This window comes from Candidatus Bathyarchaeota archaeon (assembly GCA_026014585.1).
Taxonomy (GTDB): domain Archaea; phylum Thermoproteota; class Bathyarchaeia; order Bathyarchaeales; family Bathycorpusculaceae; genus Bathycorpusculum.
Window position 1 is genome coordinate 133,348 of sequence record JAOZIA010000022.1, and the last position, 21,287, is coordinate 154,634.

18 protein-coding genes are annotated in these 21,287 nt (G+C 44.7%); 10 read left to right on the top strand and 8 right to left on the bottom strand.

Going from position 1 to position 21,287, the window contains the following annotated elements:
* Nucleotides 1-109 precede the first annotated feature (109 nt).
* From NWF01_07475 to NWF01_07520, 10 genes are all read left to right on the top strand, one after another.
* Entirely contained in the window at nt 110-1,639 is a 1,530-nt protein-coding gene (locus tag NWF01_07475) for an ammonium transporter (protein ID MCW4024857.1), read from the top strand.
* A 194-nt stretch (nt 1,640-1,833) separates the two neighbouring features.
* Nucleotides 1,834-2,121: a hypothetical protein gene (locus tag NWF01_07480; GenBank protein ID MCW4024858.1), complete on the top strand. Its 288-nt coding sequence runs from the start codon at nt 1,834-1,836 to the stop codon at nt 2,119-2,121.
* A 111-nt stretch (nt 2,122-2,232) separates the two neighbouring features.
* Nucleotides 2,233-3,450: a cation:proton antiporter gene (locus NWF01_07485; GenBank protein MCW4024859.1), complete on the top strand. Its 1,218-nt coding sequence runs from the start codon at nt 2,233-2,235 to the stop codon at nt 3,448-3,450.
* A 140-nt stretch (nt 3,451-3,590) separates the two neighbouring features.
* Nucleotides 3,591-5,120: a hypothetical protein gene (locus NWF01_07490; protein ID MCW4024860.1), complete on the top strand. Its 1,530-nt coding sequence runs from the start codon at nt 3,591-3,593 to the stop codon at nt 5,118-5,120.
* Nucleotides 5,121-5,404: 284 nt separating this feature from the next.
* Nucleotides 5,405-6,709 carry an ammonium transporter gene (locus tag NWF01_07495; GenBank protein ID MCW4024861.1) on the top strand — a complete coding sequence of 435 codons (1,305 nt, stop codon included), beginning with the start codon at nt 5,405-5,407 and terminating at the stop codon, nt 6,707-6,709.
* Nucleotides 6,710-6,932: 223 nt separating this feature from the next.
* Complete coding sequence (locus NWF01_07500; GenBank protein MCW4024862.1) at nt 6,933-8,228, top strand: ammonium transporter; 1,296 nt, start codon at nt 6,933-6,935, stop codon at nt 8,226-8,228.
* Between the two features lie 62 nt (nt 8,229-8,290).
* Nucleotides 8,291-9,916, top strand: a complete 1,626-nt coding sequence (locus NWF01_07505) for a 4Fe-4S binding protein (protein MCW4024863.1) — start codon at nt 8,291-8,293, stop codon at nt 9,914-9,916.
* Nucleotides 9,913-10,839: a right-handed parallel beta-helix repeat-containing protein gene (locus NWF01_07510; GenBank protein MCW4024864.1), complete on the top strand. Its 927-nt coding sequence runs from the start codon at nt 9,913-9,915 to the stop codon at nt 10,837-10,839. The genes NWF01_07505 and NWF01_07510 overlap by 4 nt, the downstream gene beginning before the upstream one ends.
* 36 nt (nt 10,840-10,875) lie before the next feature.
* Complete coding sequence (locus tag NWF01_07515; GenBank protein ID MCW4024865.1) at nt 10,876-11,454, top strand: flavodoxin family protein; 579 nt, start codon at nt 10,876-10,878, stop codon at nt 11,452-11,454.
* Nucleotides 11,455-11,516: 62 nt separating this feature from the next.
* On the top strand, nt 11,517-11,873 hold the full coding sequence (locus tag NWF01_07520; protein ID MCW4024866.1) for a hypothetical protein: 357 nt from the start codon (nt 11,517-11,519) through the stop codon (nt 11,871-11,873).
* 19 nt (nt 11,874-11,892) lie between these two features.
* Here NWF01_07520 and hcp read toward each other — a convergent pair whose 3' ends face one another.
* The 8 genes from hcp to proB all read right to left on the bottom strand — a co-directional run bounded on the left by hcp (nt 11,893) and on the right by proB (nt 21,230).
* Nucleotides 11,893-13,494 carry a hydroxylamine reductase gene (gene hcp, locus NWF01_07525; protein MCW4024867.1) on the bottom strand — a complete coding sequence of 534 codons (1,602 nt, stop codon included), beginning with the start codon at nt 13,492-13,494 and terminating at the stop codon, nt 11,893-11,895.
* A 298-nt stretch (nt 13,495-13,792) separates the two neighbouring features.
* Nucleotides 13,793-14,413, bottom strand: a complete 621-nt coding sequence (locus tag NWF01_07530) for a helix-turn-helix domain-containing protein (protein MCW4024868.1) — start codon at nt 14,411-14,413, stop codon at nt 13,793-13,795.
* 67 nt (nt 14,414-14,480) lie between these two features.
* Nucleotides 14,481-15,626, bottom strand: a complete 1,146-nt coding sequence (locus tag NWF01_07535) for an ABC transporter permease (GenBank protein ID MCW4024869.1) — start codon at nt 15,624-15,626, stop codon at nt 14,481-14,483.
* Nucleotides 15,626-16,372 (bottom strand): ABC transporter ATP-binding protein, encoded by a 747-nt coding sequence (locus tag NWF01_07540; GenBank protein ID MCW4024870.1) that lies wholly within the window; start codon nt 16,370-16,372, stop codon nt 15,626-15,628. Before NWF01_07540 ends, NWF01_07535 begins: the two co-directional genes overlap by 1 nt.
* A gap of 130 nt (nt 16,373-16,502) precedes the next feature.
* Nucleotides 16,503-17,393: an AsnC family transcriptional regulator gene (locus tag NWF01_07545; GenBank protein MCW4024871.1), complete on the bottom strand. Its 891-nt coding sequence runs from the start codon at nt 17,391-17,393 to the stop codon at nt 16,503-16,505.
* A gap of 91 nt (nt 17,394-17,484) precedes the next feature.
* Complete coding sequence (locus tag NWF01_07550; protein ID MCW4024872.1) at nt 17,485-18,693, bottom strand: hypothetical protein; 1,209 nt, start codon at nt 18,691-18,693, stop codon at nt 17,485-17,487.
* A 168-nt stretch (nt 18,694-18,861) separates the two neighbouring features.
* Entirely contained in the window at nt 18,862-20,103 is a 1,242-nt protein-coding gene (locus NWF01_07555) for a glutamate-5-semialdehyde dehydrogenase (GenBank protein ID MCW4024873.1), read from the bottom strand.
* Nucleotides 20,103-21,230: a glutamate 5-kinase gene (gene proB, locus NWF01_07560; protein ID MCW4024874.1), complete on the bottom strand. Its 1,128-nt coding sequence runs from the start codon at nt 21,228-21,230 to the stop codon at nt 20,103-20,105. Before proB ends, NWF01_07555 begins: the two co-directional genes overlap by 1 nt.
* Nucleotides 21,231-21,287: the final 57 nt, after the last annotated feature.

A 21,287-nucleotide genomic window follows, 5' to 3' on the forward strand; every position in this document is an offset into this window, starting at 1 on the left:
TATACAAAAACATGTGTATTTTTTCATTTTGTCTTAAAAGTTATGAACATATCACAACTACCCTTATATTGCCTGTAACTACACCGTCCTGTAAAAAATGGTGTAATAAATGAGAAAACCACGAATAATTACAAGAGCAACATCAACAGCAACAAAAATTCTAGAAAAGCACTCAGAGATCTTCATGAAGCGCAAATTCTTTATGCTCGCAGGCATTCTGGTAACTTGTCTTGCACTAAGTGTTGGTCAAGCCTTCGCACAAACAGGCGACCCACTAGCTGACACCGGCACAGCAGTAAGCATCGCTTGGACACTAACAATGGGTGGCTTAGTCTGGTTCATGCAGTTAGGCTTTGCCTTCCTTGGAGCTGGCTATATTCGGCAAAAGAACCAAGTAAACTACTGGACAAAGAGCTACATGGACTTTAGCATCGGTGTAGTAATCTTTGCTTTAGTCGGTTTCGGCTTGATGTTTGGTGGTTCGGGAGCAGCTTTCCCGACAGGCTTTGACTCTGCAGGAAACGCACTATTCACAACACTCCCAGGCTTGGAAGGCGGAAACGAATGGATCGGTTGGAGCGGCTTTGCACTCACAGGCGCAGCAGAAAACGGATTAACACTGGTATACTTCTTCTGGCAAGCAGTCTTTGCAGCCACATCAGTCACAATCGTGGCCGGAATGGTTGCAGAACGTATGAAGTTTCAAGCATACTTCCTATACACTGTACTCATCAACATCCTCATTTACCCAGTTTATGGCCACTGGGTTTGGGGTGGTGGATGGCTAGCAACATTGCCCTTTGGTGTTGGTGTCCGGGACTTTGCGGGTTCAGGTGTCGTTCACGCGGTCGGTGGTTTTACTGGTCTGGCCGCATGCATGTTACTTGGTCCACGTCTTGGCAAGTACACCAAGGATGGTAAAGTTCGCAGTTTCGGCTACACAAACGTTCCATACATCGTCATCGGTACTATGATCCTCTTCCTCGGCTGGTTCGGTTTCAACCCAGGAAGCACGCTGTCAACACTTGACTTCCGAACTCCACTCGTTGCAGTCACAACCTATCTGGCAGGTGGTGCTGGTGGTGTCATGGCATTTGCAATAAGTTGCCTTGACAAGAAGCACTTCTCAGGTCCAGACGTTCAGGTTGCATGTATGGGTGCGTTGGCAGGCTTGGTTGCTATTACGGCGCCGTGTGCTTATGTGTCTCCATGGGCATCAATCATCATCGGTCTCATAGCTGGTCCACTGGCAATCTACGGTAACCTATTCGTTGAACGCAAGCTGAAAATTGATGATCCAGTCGGCGCATTTGGTATCCACGGCATCAACGGTCTCTTCGGTCTACTAGCAGTCGGTCTATTCGCAGACGGTTCATACGGTGACGTCAAAGGTATCTTGCTGTGCGGTGCGGACGGTGTTGGACAGTTCATTGCGCAGTTCATTGACGTGTTGGTCGTTGCAGGCTTTGCTTTCGGTATGGGTCTGTTAATCTTTGGCTTAATCAAGTACACGATTGGGCTTAAGGCTCCAGTAAAGGATGAAGTCAAAGGCTTAGACCTTAGCGAACACGGCTTCAGTGCTTACCCCGAGCAGGAAATGAAGGCTGAATCGCCCGAGTTCGTGACTGAAGAAAAATAGCCTCATATATCCTACCCTTTTTTCTTATTTTTTTTTAAAAATTTGTTTTCTGGTTATGTTGACTACTGTTTAGTTATTTTGTTATTAACTGGATGTTTGTATAGGTATTATTAATTTGTATGAACAGTTCTTAACTAAGTTTATATTTGATTTGAGGGTAAGCTGGGTATAAACCTAAAGAGTTGGCTAAAGAAATGGAAAAAACCTTTGGAAAAATGAGTGAAGCAATCACAACTTCAACAGCTACCCAAATAACAAGCGAAAACGTTGAAACCACCGGAATCCTTGGAACAAAATTCACAGTCTTTGCAATAGCCTTCAACATCATCGGATTAGCTGCAGTAACATTTGGAAACACAGCCTTCTCCGGAAACGTCGCGGCTGCCGACCTCGTTTTAGGGTGCTCATTAGCGTGCCTAACAGCATCAATGTTCCGCTCAAGCTTTAGCCAAATAAAACAAAAACTATGGAAAAGCAAATAGTCACAACAACACTAAGGGCTTTTTTAGCGTTCTTTTTGGCTTAACAAGCGCCTAACCCTAAACACCCTTCAGTTCACAATTAACTTTTTAACGCGGGAGGGGGCGCAGTTCGTGCTAGATGAGGTAGTTAGGGCAATCATAACTATTTGTATTCTGGTTTTCTCCGCAAAAGTGCTTGGTGAACTTTTCACTAAAATAAAAATCCCCTCCGTTCTAGGTGAATTAACTGCAGGCATCATCCTTGGGCCTTTCGCCTTAGGCTCAATTCTCACGATAGGCGGTTCTCCCCTAATTGAAATAAACTCTATTGTTAGTGCTTTTGGAGAAATAGGCGGCATACTCATCTTGTTTGCTGCAGGGTTAGAAATGACTTTTTCAGATTTTATGCGTGTAGGTGCAACGGGTTTTACTGTGGGAACTATGGGTGTTGTTGTGCCTTTCATTATGGGTTATGGGCTTGCGGCGGCATTGGGTTTTGGGGTTGAGACAAGTTTGGTTGTTGCTGCATCCCTTGTAGCAACAAGCATATCCATCACAGCGGTTGTTTTGCAGGAACTTAACCAGATTCACACCTCTGAAGCTAAGGTTATAATCAGTGCTGCCGTGGTTGACGACGTGTTGGCTCTTGCAGTACTGGGGGTTATCATTTCCTTTATCGGCTCAGCAGCCTCCTCCATTAACCCCGTAAACATAATCCTCGTAATCTTAGAGTCCCTGGCAGTATGGTTAGCCATGGTCATCTCCGCCTCAATAATTGTTCCGAAAATAATCAACTTTACCGCCAGCAAGGGCAAACATGAGTCAACCGTGGAGGCCGCAGCTACCGCTTCCTGCTTTGGAGCTGCCGCATTAGCTGCCTATGTTGGTTTGTCGCCTATTGTGGGGGCTTATGCTGCGGGGATGGCAGTTGCAAGTTCTAAAAAGATTGAGAAAATAAAAGAATACAGCAAAAAAATTACAGTTGTTTTTTCACCTATCTTTTTTGCTTTGGCTGGTGCTGCTTTTAACATTCGCAGTTTCATAACAACTGATGTATTCTTTTATGTGTTTTTTGCGGTTCTCGTAGTTGTAGCCATTATTGGGAAGATTGTTGGTTGTGGTGGTTCAGCAGCTATTTTTCTTAAAGATAAAGATAAGTCGCTTAAGGTTGGGATTGGCATGATTTCTCGGGGTGAGGTGGGGTTGATTATTGCTGGTGTTGCTATTACTTCGGGGGTTATTAGTCAGAGTATTTACTCGGCGATTATTGGTATGATTATGATTACCACGGTGATTACGCCGCTGTTGTTGAAGGTGTCTTATGATAAAACATCTTCTTTGAGGCGTTGATTGTTTTTTAATTAATTGGTTATGAGTGTGTCAATCTGGATAGAATGCTTGATAGTGGCAAAAATTATAAACATTTAATCAATTAAAGTTTAATCTATTGAAACTATTTAGGCTATTGTGTTATCAAAAAGAACAAATGTGTGAATAAACCCGAAATTAGAGAAACCGTTAAAAAGACCTTCGCTGTAATCATTTCGCTAATGAGAAATACCTTAGCAGTCCTACTTGCAAACATGGGCTTTGTCCTACAAATATCAGGTGTATTCATCCTAATTCCCATAGTGGCCTCCTTCATCCTAAACGAAACCAACGCCACAATAGCCCTTTTCATAACTGCTATGACTTTCCTTGTGCTCGGTTTTATGACCAATGCGTTGTGCGAGAAAAAGGAATTAACCTACAAACAATCCTGCACCCTTGTTGTTGCAGTTTTCATAACACTAAGCATTATCGGTTCAATACCCTACCTGTACATTAACGTGTCAGGCGGAGAAACTCTTTTTCAGCACATCACCGACAGCATTTTTGAGTCAGTATCAGGTTTCACCACTACCGGATTCTCCGTTATACCTGACTTATCAACACTGCCCCAATCAATAATCCTGTACCGCGCTTTAACTCAGTTTATCGGCGGCATAGGTGTTGTGCTTGTGTTGCTTGCTTTCTTTTATCCTGAAGCTAAATTACGTGAATTTGCAAAAAGCATGGGGCTAGACAAAAATAACCACAAAATCAAGAAAACATTCCTTTTCGTGGTCTCCATTTATTCAGCTTTTACTGCAATAATGATTGCGGCAGGTTACGGTTTTGGTTATCATAATTTAATTAACTTAAGCTCACTTGTTTTTTCTGCAGTTAGCACGGGCGGTTTTTCTCCTGTTAATGACTTAACGCCTCTCATCAGCCAAGCACCCTTAAACTTTATACTTCCAGTATGCATGGTTTTTGGCGCCATAAACTTGATAATTTTCCTTAATTTATTTAGGAAAAAATTCAAAGAATTCTTCGACTCTGAAAACATGGCGTTTTTGGTGTTGGCTGTTATTTCATCGGGTCTACTGATTGCTTGCACTAGCTTCAATTATTATGATGCAGGTTTTCATGTTATTAGCACAATGTCTGCTAGTGGATTTAGTTATTTGCCCCTTGCAAGCTTGGATGTTCCTGCTAAACTGTTTCTGATTTCAATTATGTTTGTTGGTGGCGCAAGTTTTTCTACGGCTGGCGGTATCAAAATTTTTAGGTTATTCTTGATCGTGAAAAGCGTTGGGAAATCAGTGGATTTCACTGTAACTGGGAAAGATAAAAAAATGCGTTTATTTGGTAGGGACTATAATAACTCTGAAGTGATTCAGGCTGCGACTCTTGTTTTCCTTGCAGGTATTCTTGTTTTCATTTCTACATTTGTTATGACTTGTTATGGGTTTACACCACTTGATGCGCTTTTTGATAGCACATCAGCAATTGCAACTGCTGGCTTGAGTGTGGGTGTAGTTGGTCCTGCGTTGGCTTTAGAGCTGAAGTGGCTTGTTGTTTTGTTGATGCTGCTTGGGCGTGTTGAAATTATAGCTTTTCTGGTGATTTTTTCACGCGGAAAGGTGCAAATTCGTAATCATTGTTCAAAAAAGAAAGAGTTGCCTGAGCCGATTAATCAAGTGTTTGAAGATTGATTGTGTGTTTAATTTTTTCATAGCTTACTGTTTATTTGTGTATTTGCTGTTTTTTGGTTATTTAGTTGGTGCTGTATTTGAGGGTTTTTTGTACAGTTGTACTAAAATTTGTTTTATGGGTTGGTGGTGTTTGACAAATGATTTGTTTTTAGTTAGGTTTTTGTTTTTTTGTCAGAAAAACTGTTGTTTGTGCGCTCAAACGGATAGTTTTAAATACTTGTATGGTATAAATGCACAATAAAAATCGTGATTGACTAAACAAGTGTCAAATGGAGAAACAAAAAATGAGTGCAATTGTAACAAACTCTGGAGACATAGCTTGGGTAATAACAGCAACTGCCCTAGTTATGATTATGACCCCCGCATTAGGATTCTTCTACGGAGGCCTAGTACGAAAGAAAAACCTAGTATCAACAATCGCACAATGCTTCATAATCTTTGCAGTAATGAGCATAGTCTGGGCGCTCTGGGGCTACAGCCTAGCCTTTGGACCTAGTTTCAACGGCGTAATCGGCAACCTATCCCTTTTCGCCTTAAACGGCATAGGAGTAGATACAGTTACGCCCCTGCTAGCGCCCACAATACCCACACTGCTATTCTTTGCCTTCCAACTAAAATTCGCAGCCATCACCCCTGCGCTAATAATCGGTGCCTGCGCTGAACGAGTACGTTTCAAATCCCTTCTGCTATTCATCATTCTATGGTCAACCTTCATCTACGTTCCAGTAGCCCACTGGGTATGGAGCCCTGATGGATGGCTCAAAGCTTTAGGCTCAATTGACTTCGCGGGAGGCTTAGTCGTACACATAACCGCAGGTGTCTCAGCCCTTGCAGCAGCATTAGTTGTCGGTAGACGAAAAGGCGAAACTTGCCCAACAGGTGCTACCCCTACACAAGGCAGCTCAATACCCTGGAAAGAACACATGAAATCGCTAGATCTAAAACTTCCAACATTTAAGCCAACAAACATCCCATACGTCCTGTTAGGTGCAGCGCTTCTATGGTTTGGCTGGTTCGGCTTTAACGCTGGCAGTGCATTAGCAGCAAACAACTTGGCCGTTTCAGCTCTTGTTGTGACAAACTTAGCCGCAGCAGCAGCCGCAATAAGCTGGATGGCAATGGACTGGCTACTTAAGGGTAAACCCTCAGCAGTCGGCATGGCAGTCGGTGCAGTCGTTGGTCTGGTCGTTATCACGCCTGCCTCAGGCTTCGTTACCCCTTCAGCAGCAATAATCATGGGCTTAATCGGCGGAGTAATCTCTAACCTGATAGCTAACTGGCGTACGGGCAGATCAAGAATCGATGATTCACTAGATGTCTTTGCATGTCACGGTGTTGGCGGTATCTGGGGTGCAATCGGTACAGGCATATTCGCATCTATTGGTGCAACTGGTCTGCTTTACGGAGGCTTAGATCAATTCCTTGCCCAGCTTGCAGCTGTGGCAGTTGTGGTGCCGCTTTCGTTCTTTGGCTCCTATGCATTGCTTAAACTGGTGAACTTGATTTCACCTTTGCGTGTTAGTGAGGAAGCAGAAGAGTCAGGTTTGGACCTTAGCGAGCACGGCGAAGAAGCCTATCAGCTTGATTAATCTCCCTCTTTTCCTTTTTTTGTTTTGAACATTTGATTTTTATATGTTGATTTTTTGGACAATTATTTGTTTTCTCTCTTTTTACACTTTTTTTACTGCACAAATATTGCTGAATAGGTTGATTTATTGGATGATTATTTAAAATTGTGTTTATTATAGATGCGAATGTATAGTTTAAATATTACAAATCCTAACTGAGCAGAAAAACAGACAAGTGAACCTTATGGCAGCAAACCCCGCAGATATCGCATGGATACTAACCTCAACAGCCCTCGTAATGCTCATGACACCAGCACTCGCATTTTTCTACGGCGGTTTAGTCCGACGAAAAAACCTCGTCTCAACTCTTGTCCAATGCATAGCCATCTTCGCCGTCGTCAGCCTCGTATGGTTCTTCTGGGGCTACAGCATGGTTTTCGGACCCAGCATCCACGGCATAACCGGCGACCTTTCACTATTTGGGTTAAACGGCATAACCATAAACAAAGTAAACTTAACCTATGCACCTGCAATTCCAGAAGTTCTCTTCTTTGCATTCCAACTTAAATTTGCCGCCATCACACCCGCCCTTATCATCGGAGCATGCGCTGAACGCATCCGCTTCAAATCCTTGCTGGTCTTTGTGGTTTTGTGGTCAACCTTCATTTACTCTCCCGTAGCCCATTGGGTGTGGAACACGAATGGCTGGTTACACATGCTTGGTGCAATGGATTTTGCAGGCGGTATCGTTGTGCATGTTACTGCGGGATTGTCTGCGTTGGCTGCTGCATTAGTTGTAGGTAGACGAAACGGTTGTGTTTACTGGAAAGACCAGCTCAAAGCCTTAGACCGCCAAACCCACCAGGCGTCAACAGCCAATCTGGGTACCGAATTTAAACCCACAAACATTCCCTACGTCATTTTAGGCGCAGGGTTACTTTGGTTTGGGTGGTTCGGATTTAATGGTGGAAGCGCCTTAGCGGCGGATAGTATCGCGGTTTCAGCGGTTGTATGCACGAACTTGGCGGCGGCAGCTGCTGCGGTGAGTTGGATGATTCTGGAATGGTTAACCAAGGGCAAACCATCCGCGATTGGCATTTCAGTTGGGGCAGTTTGCGGTATGGCAGCGGTCACGGCTGCGGCGGGTTACATAGACTTCACAGCTGCAGTCATAATTGGTTTAGCTGCAGGAGTTGTCTCTAATTTAATTGCTAATTGGCGTGCTGGTAGAAGTCGAATTGATGACACCTTGGATGTGTTTGCTTGCCACGGAATCGGAGGCGTAATCGGTGCGGTAGCAGTGGGGTTGTTTGCTACAGCCATGGTTAATCCTGCTGTGACGGGTTTGTTCTCTGGTAATGCTTACCAGTTGGGTGTGCAGGTTTTGGCGCTTGTGGTTGTTGCAATATTTGCGTTTGTGGGTTCCTATTTGCTGTTGAAGTTGGTTGACAAGTTTTCACCCCTACGTGTTAGTGCACAGGAAGAAGATGAAGGTTTAGACCTTAGCCAGCATGGAGAAGAAGCGTATCATTTAAACTAAATCCACCTTGTTTTGTGCTTATTCAGCAAAAACTTAAGAAGACTAACGTTGTAGCATGGGACATGGGCTTTAGGAAAACACCCCTTGTCCAGTTAATTATTGTAGCAGCTATTGCAATTTGTATTCTAAGCCCCACTATTGCTATAACTAACTCCTGCTATGGACCCTCAATAATCTCCAGCATAGACAAAACCGAAATCCTGCTCTATGAAAACGTGACAGTAACAGGTAAAATTTGCCCTCCCGAAGAAAACAAAACCATACGCGTCTCCTTCACAAGACCCGACCTAAGCTACATCAGCGTATATGTTTTAACTGACCCTGAAACTGGAAACTTTACAGCGACAACAGAACTTGACATGGCTGGGTTCTGGAACGTTTTCCCCATAAACGGCGTGATTAACGACCGCCTATTTGTCACCGTAATCGACCCCGACAATCCTAATCCTACTGAGCCACCAGCCCACATTCCCCTAAAATACACTGCCAACATATCCCTATTGTCCTTAACCGCTATCTCCTTAGGTGTAGGTACTGCGGTTTTCTTGTATGGTCGAAAAAAGAAATCCATCAACATCAGCTCATTTAGGCTATTTTTCCAAATTGGCATTGTTTTTCTTATTTTCTTTGGCATGTTCATTGACCATCAGTACCTATCTTTGCCCGATGGCGAAATCTCTGTTCATGAAAACCTGCTCGGCGAAAACGTGCTAGGCGTAGGCATGCCAGATGGATTGCCGCTGCCGTTTTTTGGCTGCTATTACCCCTGCGGAAGAGTCGGCACCTGCGCTTTATGGGAACTTCAAACATACATTTACCCCTTCTTTGATGCTGGTGCTGGCTGGGGCGTAAGCTACAACACCCCTGGGCTGATTCGTTTAGGCGTGGTTTTTGGTATAATAATTCTTGCCGCGGTGCTGCTGGGTAGGTTCTGGTGTGGCTGGGTCTGCCCGTTTGGATTATACATGGATTTAATGACGCGATTAAGAAAAGTCCTCAAGGTGAAACATCGGCAGTTCTCCGACAAATTCAACAAGCACTTCCACCAGTTAGGATATGTTATACTTGCCTTAATCATTATAATCTGCATTATTTTTGGTTCTCAAGCCATCGCAGGCGTGCAACTGGTGGATGGAACCGAAAAAACTGGGTTCGTGTGGACGTATTTCTCAGCGCCTTTCTGCCAAGTTTGCCCCATGAAACCCCTCTGCATCATGGGCGATGTAGCGGTTGGTTTGATGCGACCTAACTGGGCTACCATGAGCACAACAGGAGACTTCCTCCATCTGGGCTACTACCTAACCTCAATTAATCTGACAATTCTGGTAATCGTTACGGTTGCGGCATTCTTTTTCAGGCGGTCATGGTGCCAAATCTGCCCGCTCGGTGCATTAATCGCGTTGTTTAACCGTTTTCCGCCTTTCAAATGGATTTCAGGTGTCCGAATAGAAAAAACCAAAGAAAAATGCAACAGTTGCGGCATCTGCAAACGCGTCTGCCCCACACAAGTTAAAGAGGTTTACGAGGCAAAAGAGGGCGATATTATGACGTCCCAGTGTATCGGGTGCTTGCGTTGTGTGGAGATGTGCCCGCAGGATGAATGCCTCAAATTCAAGTTCGCGGGGAAAACGGTTCTTAAATCCCGCAACTGGCTAAACAGTTCTGGAAAATCAAAGGTGAAATCATGAAGAAAAAAACTCTTACCCACATAGTTGTCTTGATTGCTTTGATAGCCTCCTCCCTTATTATTACCTCACCCGCATCAGCAGTGGCTCCAACTAACACTACAACCATTACCATCAACGCAGACGGCACAGTATCACCCTCAGATGTGCCCATCCAACGCAATGGTGACACATACACTTTAACAGGTGACCTAAACAGCCAAATCCGAATCATGAAAGGCGGCATCACCTTTGACGGAGCAGGCTACACGCTTCGTGGACCCTACAATGGAACGCCCACGTGGGTTGTAGGTGAGGGACCTGACCAGTTACCTGAAGGACAACTTGCCCAATTCAGTATCGGCGTGGATTTAGGTGGCTATGCCGTGAAAGACGTTACTATCAAGAATTTGGTAGTTGAAAATTTCAGTGTAGGCATGTACATTTGGACTACAAACAATCTTGTAACTGAGAATTGTTTTTCAGAAAACCAAATTGCAATTTTGCTTTCTGGCGACTTTAATAATTTAACCCGCAATTATATCTCAAAAAGCGATGAAGCAGGCTTGTTTCTGGGTATAAATAGCCCCGGTGAGATACCGCCCAACTTTACGCTGTCCCAAAACACTTTTGACCACAATCGCCTACAGTTCGCCGCCTGCATCTGCGACTCTTACAACGAGTCCGAACCCATTCACGTTTGGGATGATGGACAAGTGGGCAATTACTGGAGCGACTACACCGGAGTTGATGCCAACGGCGATGGCATAGGCGACACACCCTACATTATTGATGAGAAAAACCAAGACCGCTACCCCTTAATGTTGCCCGCTGTGGAGTTGCCTATTGAAGAGGCACCGTTTCCGGTTACTTTGGTGGCGGCGGTTTTAGCGGTGATAGTGCTTGTGGCTGTGGGGTTGGTTGTTTTTTGGAAAAGAAAAAGATAAGCATAACCCCGCCCTAAATTTTCAAGGTGAAGTAAATTGAAGGTTATCGCTTTTAACTCAAGTCCAAGAAAAGACGGCAACACAAACCGCCTAATCCAGCAATCACTCAAAGCCCTCCAAGAAGAAGGCATCCAAACCGAACTCATCCAAATCGGCGGACAAACTCTCCATGGATGCACCGCGTGTGGAACCTGCCGTACCCTCAAGAACAAGCAATGTTCAATCACAACCGATGACGTTAACAGTTACATCCAAAAAATGATTGAAGCAGACGGAATCCTTCTGGGTTCACCCACGTACTTTTCCATGATGACCCCAGAATTAAAGGCGCTTATTGACCGTGCAGGCTACGTTGCAATGTCAAACGGGGGAATGTTCAAACGTAAAGTCGGCGCGGCAGTTGTCGCAGTTCGCAGGGCAGGGGCTATGCCAACTTTTGATGCCATCAATCACTTCTTCTTAATCAGTGGAATGGTTGTTCCCGGCTCAAATTACTGGAACATTGGCGTAGGCAGAGCAGTGGGTGAAGTGGAAAATGATGAAGAAGGGATGCGAACCATGACAAATCTTGGCAAAAATATGGCTTGGTTGCTCAAAAAAATAAATCCGCCCTAAACCATACAAAAGCGATAACTTAATTACAAAATATCGCCTCTTTTTTTGTAGGTGTGATGATTTTGTCAAATACGACTAAGAAAAAGAATCCATCTAACTGCCCCGATTGCCACGATGAATGTACCCTTGAAGTTGCCAAGGCTCTTAAAAGCGACAACTGGGACGTAAAAGCCAACTTGCCCGGCTGGGAAAAACCCGAAAAACTTGGTCCTATGATTCCTGATGTTGAAGCCAGCAAGAAAGGCTGCCTAAAGCGGATTTGCCAAATCGCAACCAAAGAAATGTTTGAGGGTAACGAGAAAAACTATCGGGACTTCAAAAACTACTGCGCCGACTACGACTTTCAATTCTTCATGATAAAAGACGGCAAACGCGTCCCCATTGACCCAGCCACGTTTGGCAAAGAAAACAAAAAATAAAGAGAAGTCGCCTTGGCGGTTACTTCATTATTTCTTTAAGGTCTTCGTCAGCTGTTTTGATGGGCATGATGTTGAATTTCTCAACCAGCACTTTGAGGATGCCAGGTGATACGAAGGCGGGTAGGCTTGGACCTAAGCGGATATCTTTAATGCCCAAATGTAGCAGTGACAGCAGAATCGCGACAGCTTTTTGTTCATACCATGACAACACCAACGAGAGCGGCAAATCATTAACGCCCACCCCAAACGCATCTGCCAGTGCCTGAGCAATTTTAACTGCTGAGTAAGCATCGTTACATTGCCCAATATCCAGTAAGCGGGGGATTTCATCGATTGTTCCCAGTTCATTATCAAAGAATCGGAATTTACCACATGCCAACGTAAGGATTATGGTGTTTTTAGGTGCCTTCTCAACCAGCTCAGAGTAGTAGCTACGTCCAGGTTTTGCTCCGTCGCACCCACCAACTAGTATGAACCGTTTAATATGCCCCGCCTTAACTGAATCAATGATTTTTCCTGCTACACTAAGCGCCGCGTTATGACCAAAACCCACCAGCACAGACTTTCCCTCTATGTCCTCGTGGAATCCGGGCAGTTCTTGTGCTTTTTGGATGACTGCGCTGAAGTCTTTGCCGTTGATGTGGGGAACGTTTGGGTAGCTTACTGGTCCACTGGTGAAAATGTTGTCTTTGTAGCTGTCCATTGGGCGTTGTATGCAGTTGGTGGTCATGAGAATCGCACCGGGGAACGCAGCGAATTCTTTTTGCTGGTTAAACCATGCTGTGCCGTAGTGTCCGTAGAAGTTGGGGTAGGCTTTGAGTTTGGGGTATCCGTGAGTGGGTAGCATTTCGCCGTGAGTATAAACGTTGATTCCTGTACATTGGGTTTGTTTAAGGATCTCCTCTAAGTCAATTAGGTCATGTCCCGATACGAGGATGGCTTTTCCTTTTTTGTGTCCCAATGGCACTTTAGTGGGAACAGGATGCCCATATGTCTCTGTATTGCCTGTATCCAAAAGCTCCATTGCGCGCAGGTTGACTTCACCGCACTTGAAAACTAACCCGATAAAATCGTTCACGCCCAAACTCTTATCCATTGGTGCCGCGAGACCCTGATAGATAAAGTAAAAGACGGTTTGGTCTTTTTTGCCCAGCACGTACGCGTGATAAATGTAGGCGGCTACACCTTTTAGCCCAAAAGTAAGCAACCACTGAAGCGAATGCAAATCCTCATTGATTGTGGGGTCAGCGTTTATGCCATGCTGTTTTCCTTGTTCGGCTAATTCGTCGATGCTGGTTTGGAGTTTTAGGGTTGGAGTGTTGACTTGACTTTTGGTTTTTAGTTTTTGAATATATTTTTCTGTTTGGTTTATGTACTCTGCGATGGATTTGGGGTCAAAGTTCACGTTTGTTAAAGTAACAAAAAGCGCCTCCGCAGTGAAAACGCTCATCTGCTCATCCGTGACGCCCTGCTTTTGGGCTTGGATGGCGAGTTGGCTGAGTTCTCGCAACTTGTAGACGAGTAGGTCTTGGAGGTTGGCGACTTGCGCGTTTTTACCACAGACACCTGCAACGGTGCAGCCTTGTCCTTTGGCTGTTTGTTCGCATTGGTAACAGAACATTTGATTTTGACTCATGCATATCACTAAAAATAGTAAGGTGGTTTTCTCAGATAGTATTTGTCCCGTATATGTTAGGGATAATTATGTTATGGAGAAACTCATTTTTAGTGTTGACTAACGCTTTTATTACGACTTGTCCTTTTCCTTTCTGAGGTGATAACTATGATGGACTTATGTTCTACGTTTGGCGTGGTGCTTCCTTGTTGTGTACTTTTTGCCCTATTTTCGTTAGCGGCTAGCTGGCTCTTTAAGCGCAGTAAATAACTGAAATACTGTTAAAGAGCAACAGCCACAAAAGCTACAGTTCTTGCTTAAAATAATGCTCCAGCAATCGTCTTGTGCCCCGCCGCATAATCTCCGACAACGTCGCTGCACTAATCCCCAACTTCGACGCCAACTCCACCATGCCAATCTGCCGAGGATAATCAAAAAAGCCACTCTTCAGCGCCAACCAAAAAATCCGTTCCTGATTTTCCGTTAAAACCTCAATTTGCGCTTTGAACTTACCAACTTTGCGCACGTTCACGTTGTATCCTGCATTTTTTAGGTCGCTGATGATGCCTTGATACGCCTCGAAGGTGGGTACCATGAAATTGTACGTGATGAGGTTACCTTGGATGCTTTTGCCTGAAACCAAAAACGCGTCATGCCCCAAAATCGTGTTGCAGACTTGGCAGCCCTCGCTTTGCAGCCACACAGAGGATTTGCTCTCAAGCCCTTTTTTGAATTGTTGGCTGGCTTTTTTGGCTTGGTCCTCGCCCACATCCATTAGGTGCCGTACTTTGCCACTGCTGGAGCTGCGTACATCCACAACTTTGAGGTGCTTGTAGCCCAAAGAAGCCAGTTTACCGACCATTTTGCAGTCTTTGTTTTCGACCTCTATTACTACGTGGTAGGGTTCACGCCAGGCATCAACCAATTAAATCACAAAGAAAAATGTGTAAACAGACGTTAAAACCTTAACTAAAAAGAAAAGAAGTGATGGTTTAGACTTTGAAGTATTTTCCGTACAGCACTATGCCCACTGCTAAGATTGCCACGCACGAAACCACAACAACCCCAAAGTCCAACAGCACCGTTGCACTTGTGATTGAGGCTCCCCGAAGGAACAGTGATGTGAGGGCGTCGGTGACGTAGTAGCTGGGTACCACTTTACCTGCTTCTTGTGCTGCGCCTGATAGGGATGCTCCTACGAAGGTGCCAAGGAACATTTGCGGTAGCAAGAACAGGAAGCTTAAGCCTGTGGCTGCACCTGAAGATTTTGTAATTGTTGCTGTGATTAAGCCAAAGCCCACGTTGGATACGCTAAATACCAGCACCATCAGGAACGCGAAGGTGTACACTGGGATGCCTACTTCTGGTCTAAAGCCCAAAGCGTAAATCATGCCAAACATTATTGCTGCCTGAATAAACGCTATTGCTAAGTATGAAACTACCTGGCTGGTGATGAATTCGGTGGGTGTTGTTGGTGTTATGCGGATGCGTTTCATCATGCCGCTTTCCCTATCACCGGTGAAGGATTGGGCAACAATCATAATCATGAACACGGATGCAAACGTGAACATGCCCGGCGCAAAATAATCAAACGTGGATGCCTGCTTAACGGTCAATGAAGCACTTTGCAGCTCAATGGGGCTCTGGTTTGTCTGCTGGTTTTGGCTAAAGAGTCCTCCGAGCACCTGTTGGATGATTGGCGGAATCGCTTGCGTGGCAACTAGTGAGCCTTGGTCAAGATATAATGCGACGGTTGAGTTGACCCATTGGCTGGAATCATCGGGGAACGTGTGGTAGGTGGTTATGCTTTCGCTAAAGGTTTGGGGTATGATTATTGCTGCTTGAATTTTTCCTTGACTTAAATCATCCTGCACGGTTTGGTTGCTGTCATAAAGGTTGACGTTTAGCATAGTCACGTTTGAGAGGACATCAGTAAATGGCTGAGCGCCTTGACCATCAAGGTTGACAATGCCCACCTGATATGTTACTGTTGCATCGCCGCCGACGCCGCCAAAAGACAAACCAAACGCAAGCACAAACACAATTGGGAACAAAAAAATCATAAACAGTGCTGCGGGTTCACGGATGGTTTTTTTGAGTTCCTTTTTGGTTAATGCCGTGACTCTTTGCAGTTTCATTAGATTTCCTCCCTCATGTTGCGTCCTGTGAGCTGGATGAAGACTTCTTCAAGGTTTTTGACTCCTGCTTCTTTGATGAGGTCTTTGGGTGTGCCCAGCGCGATGAGTTTGCCATGGTCAATTATGCCGACTCGGTCGCAGAGTTCTTCGGCTTCTTCCATGTAATGCGTGGTTAGGATGATGGTTTTGCCTTGGGCTTTTTGTTCTTTAATAAAATCCCAAACTGCATGTCTTGACTGTGGGTCTAACGCTACGGTTGGTTCATCCAGAAACTCGATTTGTGGGTCATGGATAAGCGCTAATGCGAGGCTGAGCCTGCGTTTCATGCCGCCACTGTACTTAGCCGTTAACCTTTTCGCATCTTCCGATAAACCCATTTTTTCCAGCAGCATTTTGCTTCTTTGACGAATTGTTTTCTTGTTCATGCAGTAGAGTTTGCCGAAAAGCTCAAGGTTTTCGTACGCATTTAGGTATGGGTAAATGGCGGTTTCTTGAATGCAAACGCCAAGTAGTTCTTTGACTTTTTGTGTGTCTTTTTGCACGTTGTAGCCCATGATGTTGGCTGTGCCGCTGGATGGTTTGATTAGGCCGCAGATGATGCTTATTGTTGTTGTTTTGCCTGCGCCGTTGGGCCCCAGAAGCCCGAAGAGTTCCCCTTTCGCAACTTGAAGGGTGAGGTTGTCCACGGCGGTTTTATCTTCATATTTTTTGGTTAAATTCTCAATTACTATTGCTGATTCACTCAACATTAATCCTCCATACCGTGACATTATCAATTAAACATTTAGTTTCATGTTCACCCCAAACAAAACAAAAGAGCACTATCAACAGGCAAAAAGGGCGTTTTCGACATTGTTCGATTAAGAAAAAGGACACCTAAAAATCGTTTTTGCGCCAGCACGGTAAAATGTAGCCTGTATAAATGATGTTTGGCGCCACGCACTCAACAGCCGGTTCAGTTTCGAAGCTTTCTCGAAGTTGCTTTAGCTCTTTGGTTGTGGGTGTCCAAACCATGAAAATGCATTCGTCAGGTATGTTGCTAAATGCCCAGTAGAAGAGTGTGTTGGGGTAGTGTTTTTGTAGAATCTGAAGGGACATGTTGGGTGTGGTTTCTTTTTTTAGTTTAACGTGGAAAATCGTTATTATGTCATGGTCGTGGTCAGGGTACCAGTCTATCGATAACTCAACCAAGTAATTGTTTATCATCCGTGTAAGTCTGCGCCTAACCGTTTTAGCTGAAACCCCCAATTCTTCAGCTATGATGCTTGTTGCCTTGCGTGCGTCGTCTTTGAGGGAGCGGATGATTTTGTAGTCCAACTCGCAAAGCTTTGGCACCTTATCGATTTGGATATTTGCGGGCAGAGGCGAAACTGTTAACCCAACAGTGGGTTCAGAAATTTCCGCATTTTCTCTCACAAAACGCACCAGCGCATCCAACTCCGCAATATCTCTCAAATATGCGCCAATGTAGAGAACGTTTCCGCCTCCCACAGCTAACCAGTAAATTGACCCATGTGCTTCCAGTTTGGGCTTTACTGCCCTGATTATGTTGGCTTTTGAGTTGCCGAAAATGATGACGTGGACGGCGTTTTGTGCTAGGAAACTGGGTGAAGCGTTGAATCTTGGGATTACTCCGTGGTCGATTAGGGCTTGAATGCGGTTGTGCACGGCGGTTACGGAGAGGTCAAGTTTGTCAGCGAGTTCTCTATATGAGCGCCGCGAATTGTACATCAGTAGTTGGCATAGGATAATGTCAACTTTATCCAAAGACACACACCCTTAACTCATCTGTAACCACAGCCTCATAAAACTTTAGCAAACAGACATTAGGGTGAGGGGGGTCTATAATTTTTGTGTTTTATTGATGCCTTTTTCTCAGCAGAAGCAAGGTTATCACTGAAATTGCAGCCACTATTATAATAGCATAAAATATCTCCACTGGTATTGGGGAGCCTTTTTCTGTTGTGGTTGGTGTGGGTGTTGGTTGTGGGGTGCCGTAGTATGCGTATTTGTTTTCATAGCTTAAATGGGGGTTACCCTGAGTGTCTATGGTTAGCGATGGTGAAACTTGGGGGTCAACAAAGGCATCTACGGTTTGAAATGTCCAGTATGTGTTGTTTAAGATAGTATATCTTAGCCTGTTTGTTGAATCAATATAGGCAATATGCGGAACCCCCTGCGCGTCTAAAGCAATTGAGGAATGAGTTGAGTAACTTGTGAAGGCTTTTACTAAAGTTTGAATACTCCATGATGCGCCGTTCCAGTAGGCGTATTTTAAATCAGGAATAATATTGTGTCCAGACTCTGTGGGGTACGCAAAGCTGTAGCTTACGTGAGGATGCCACGCACCATCCAAAACAAGAGAAGGACTACTACCGCCTTCGTTATCTATGGTTTGTATGTTCCATGCTGAGCCAGTCCAGACAGCATATTTCAATTCTCCCTCTCCATTATAGCATATATGTGGGTTTTCGGCTGAATCCAAAGCAAGAGCTGACTGAAAACCGTGAGGGGCTACTATTTGAATGTTCCATGTTGTTCCATTCCAGCTTGCATATTTAACAGAACTAAATATTCCTGTATCATTTACAAATTCGAAATTATAACTTATGTGGGGGTTGTTATTTGTGTCTAAAACTAACGAGGAAAAGGCACCATATTCGGTTTGGTCAACTGTTTGTATGTTCCATTCTGTACCGTTATAGTTGCCGTACATTATTTGATAAGTTGAAGAATTGTAGGTGAAAAAGCATATGTGTGGTTTGTCACTGGAATCCATCACAATTCCTATCGTAGCTTGATAGAGTACATTGGTGTCTACAATTTGTCTGTTCCATGTTGAATCAACTTGATAGGCATACATCAATTTGCGCTGGTTATTATAGCATATATGGGGGCTATTATTAGAATCCAAAGCAATACAGGATGAATAGAAATAACTGATATGCGACTCGTGCTCTACAGTTTCAATATTCCAAGTGGAGTTTTCTATTTGGGCAACCGCTATACATGGTAAAAGCATTACCAGAACAAGTGCCATTGTTGCAGTAACAATTTTTTCGCCCATGCTTATCCTATTTTATGGTAACCTGCTTATGTTTCTATCGCAAAACAAGTTGAATCAAAAAGCAACAAATCCTCATAATTGAGATACCTATATTTTTCTATCAGTTTCTTTCCTTGACTTAAGGCTAATGAGTGAATACTCCAAAAAATAAGAAAGGGTGGGTTGGGTTTAGTTGCGGATTTGCCCCGTTCCCACAATAACATATTTGATTGTGGTTAGATGTTGAATGCTCATCGGTCCTCTGGCATGCAGTTTCTGCGTGCTGATGCCAATTTCCGCACCCAATCCGAACTGGTTGCCGTCGGTGAAGCGTGTGGATGCGTTCCAGTATACTGCTGCGGAGTCGATTTCTCGCATGAATCTTGTGGCTTTGGTGAAGTCTTTGGTGATTATGGATTCGGAATGTTTGGAGCTGTACTTGTTTATGTGGGCGATTGCTTCGGAAATGTCTTCAACAACTTTTACGCCGATGATTAAGTCCAGGTATTCTGTGTACCAGTCTTGCTCAGTAGCAGCTTTTACGGTTGGCACGATTTTTCGGGTTTGCTCATCGCCGCGGACTTCCACACCCTTCTTTTGCAATTCAGCAATAACTATGGGTAGATAAGCCTGTGCGATTTTGCTGTTAACCAAAAGTTTCTCAGCTGCATTGCAGACGCCAGGACGCTGCGTTTTAGCGTTAATGACAATGGGGGTTGCCATCGCTAAATCTGCGTCTTCTTCAACATAAATGTGACAGTTACCCGTGCCTGTTTCGATAACGGGTATTCTGGATTTTTCTATCACTGTACGAATCAAATCAGCGCCGCCTCGGGGAACAAGCAAATCAACATACTGGCGCATACCCATTAGTTCCTCTGCGTCTTTGTGGTCCGCAGAATTAACCACCTGAACCGCATCCATAGGCACCGCAGTATCCGAAAGCGCTTCACGTAGCACTTCGCCGATGGCGACATTAGAGTTCAGCGCGTCTGAGCCCCCACGCAGTATCACAACGTTTCCTGATTTGATGCAGATTGAAGCGGAATCGGATGTTACGTTGGGTCGGGACTCGTAAATTACGCCGATTACGCCCATGGGAACACGGATTTGGCTGATGATTAATCCGTTGGGTCTTGTCCAAGTTTCCAGAACCTTTCCGATTGGGTCATCCATCGTGGAAACTTCACGGATTTCTTTAGCCATGTTCTGGATTTTCTTTTGGTCCAAGGCTAAACGGTCAAGCAGTGACGCTTTAACGCCTCTGGCTCTTGCGGCTTCTACGTCCAGCTTGTTTGCATCCAAAATTTTCTGGCTGTTGGCTTCTATTGCGTTTGCCATTTTGCACAGCGCCACATTTTTCTGCTCAGTGCTGAGCGTGGTCATTTCTGTGGCGGCTGCTTTGGCTTTGATGCATATCTGCTCTATCATTATTCTTCTTCCTCGATTAAATGTATACTCTTATGACCTATTGCTTCTTTAGGTTTATTATTACCCAGTTTTGCTTGAACCTCAGACACCTGCAAGCCCCTGATTTGATTAAGCTGGCTACTGTTGAAATTAGGGTTACCCCGAGCAAACTCTACGCCGTTCTCATCTTCTAAGCTTACCACGTCGCCCTCATCAAAAATGCCCACAACATCAACAATACCCACAGGCAACAAACTGGAACCCTCCAAAATCGCTGTTTTCGCGCCTTCATTAACCCTGATTTTGCCTTTCACTGCTGCACCGTAAGCAATCCAGCGTTTCACTGCAGGCAACCGCTCCTGAGCTTTGAAATTGGTGCCCACGTCTTTTCCAGCTAAAATGTCCAAAATCACGTTTTTTTGTCGACTGTTGGCTATGACCATGGGGATTCCGCAGGAGGTGGCGATTTCAGCGGCTTTGATTTTGCTTTGTATTCCGCCTCTGCCTCTTTTGCCTTTGCCGCTTAGGGAATCTTTGAGTTCCGTGGTTATTGTCTCGACGGTTTTGATGAGTTTGGCTTCGGGCTTGGCAGGGTCAGCGGTGTATAAGCCGTCAACGTCTGAGAGAATAATTATGATGTCGGCGCAGATAGCTCCAGCAACCAAAACGGACAGGAGGTCGTTGTCGCTAAAGTTTACCTTGTAGCCTTCCGTACGCATGAGTTCGTCCACGCTGGTTACGTCGTTTTCGTTGATGATGGGAACCACGCCGACTTTAAGCAGTAAACCCAGCACATCACAAGTATGAACGTACGAGGCACGATTAGACAAATCCTCAGCTGTGAGCAGTATCTGGGCAACTTTAACGCCGTACTCTCGGAACACATCACGATATTTTGCCATAAGCACGCTTTGCCCTGTCGCGGCGGCTGCTTGCTGAAATGCGACGTCTTGGGGTTTAGGGGGAATGCCCAGTTCCGCGATGCCTGCAGCTACGGCGCCTGACGTTACCAACACGATTTTGTCGCCTTGTTTGGTGGCGGCTACGATTTGGCTGGCGAGGTTTTGCATTTGTTCTAAGTCAAGGTTTCCTTGGCTGTTGGTTATGCCGATAGTTCCAACTTTTACTACGATTAATCTTTGAGGCATCGCTTTTTCCCTTAGTATTTGATGTATGTTTGTCTGGCTTTTAAATGCAACCAAACC

What these genes read in the sequence shown, in the direction of transcription:
- NWF01_07475 (MCW4024857.1), top strand. Translation starts at nt 110, where the DNA reads ATGAGAAAACCACGAATAATTACAAGAGCAACATCAACAGCAACAAAA.
- NWF01_07480 (MCW4024858.1), top strand. Translation starts at nt 1,834, where the DNA reads ATGGAAAAAACCTTTGGAAAAATGAGTGAAGCAATCACAACTTCAACA.
- NWF01_07495 (MCW4024861.1), top strand. Translation starts at nt 5,405, where the DNA reads ATGAGTGCAATTGTAACAAACTCTGGAGACATAGCTTGGGTAATAACA.
- NWF01_07500 (MCW4024862.1), top strand. Translation starts at nt 6,933, where the DNA reads ATGGCAGCAAACCCCGCAGATATCGCATGGATACTAACCTCAACAGCC.
- NWF01_07505 (MCW4024863.1), top strand. Translation starts at nt 8,291, where the DNA reads ATGGGCTTTAGGAAAACACCCCTTGTCCAGTTAATTATTGTAGCAGCT.
- NWF01_07510 (MCW4024864.1), top strand. Translation starts at nt 9,913, where the DNA reads ATGAAGAAAAAAACTCTTACCCACATAGTTGTCTTGATTGCTTTGATA.
- hcp (MCW4024867.1), bottom strand. Translation starts at nt 13,494, where the DNA reads ATGTTCTGTTACCAATGCGAACAAACAGCCAAAGGACAAGGCTGCACC.
- NWF01_07535 (MCW4024869.1), bottom strand. Translation starts at nt 15,626, where the DNA reads ATGAAACTGCAAAGAGTCACGGCATTAACCAAAAAGGAACTCAAAAAA.
- NWF01_07550 (MCW4024872.1), bottom strand. Translation starts at nt 18,693, where the DNA reads ATGGGCGAAAAAATTGTTACTGCAACAATGGCACTTGTTCTGGTAATG.
- NWF01_07555 (MCW4024873.1), bottom strand. Translation starts at nt 20,103, where the DNA reads ATGATAGAGCAGATATGCATCAAAGCCAAAGCAGCCGCCACAGAAATG.
- proB (MCW4024874.1), bottom strand. Translation starts at nt 21,230, where the DNA reads ATGCCTCAAAGATTAATCGTAGTAAAAGTTGGAACTATCGGCATAACC.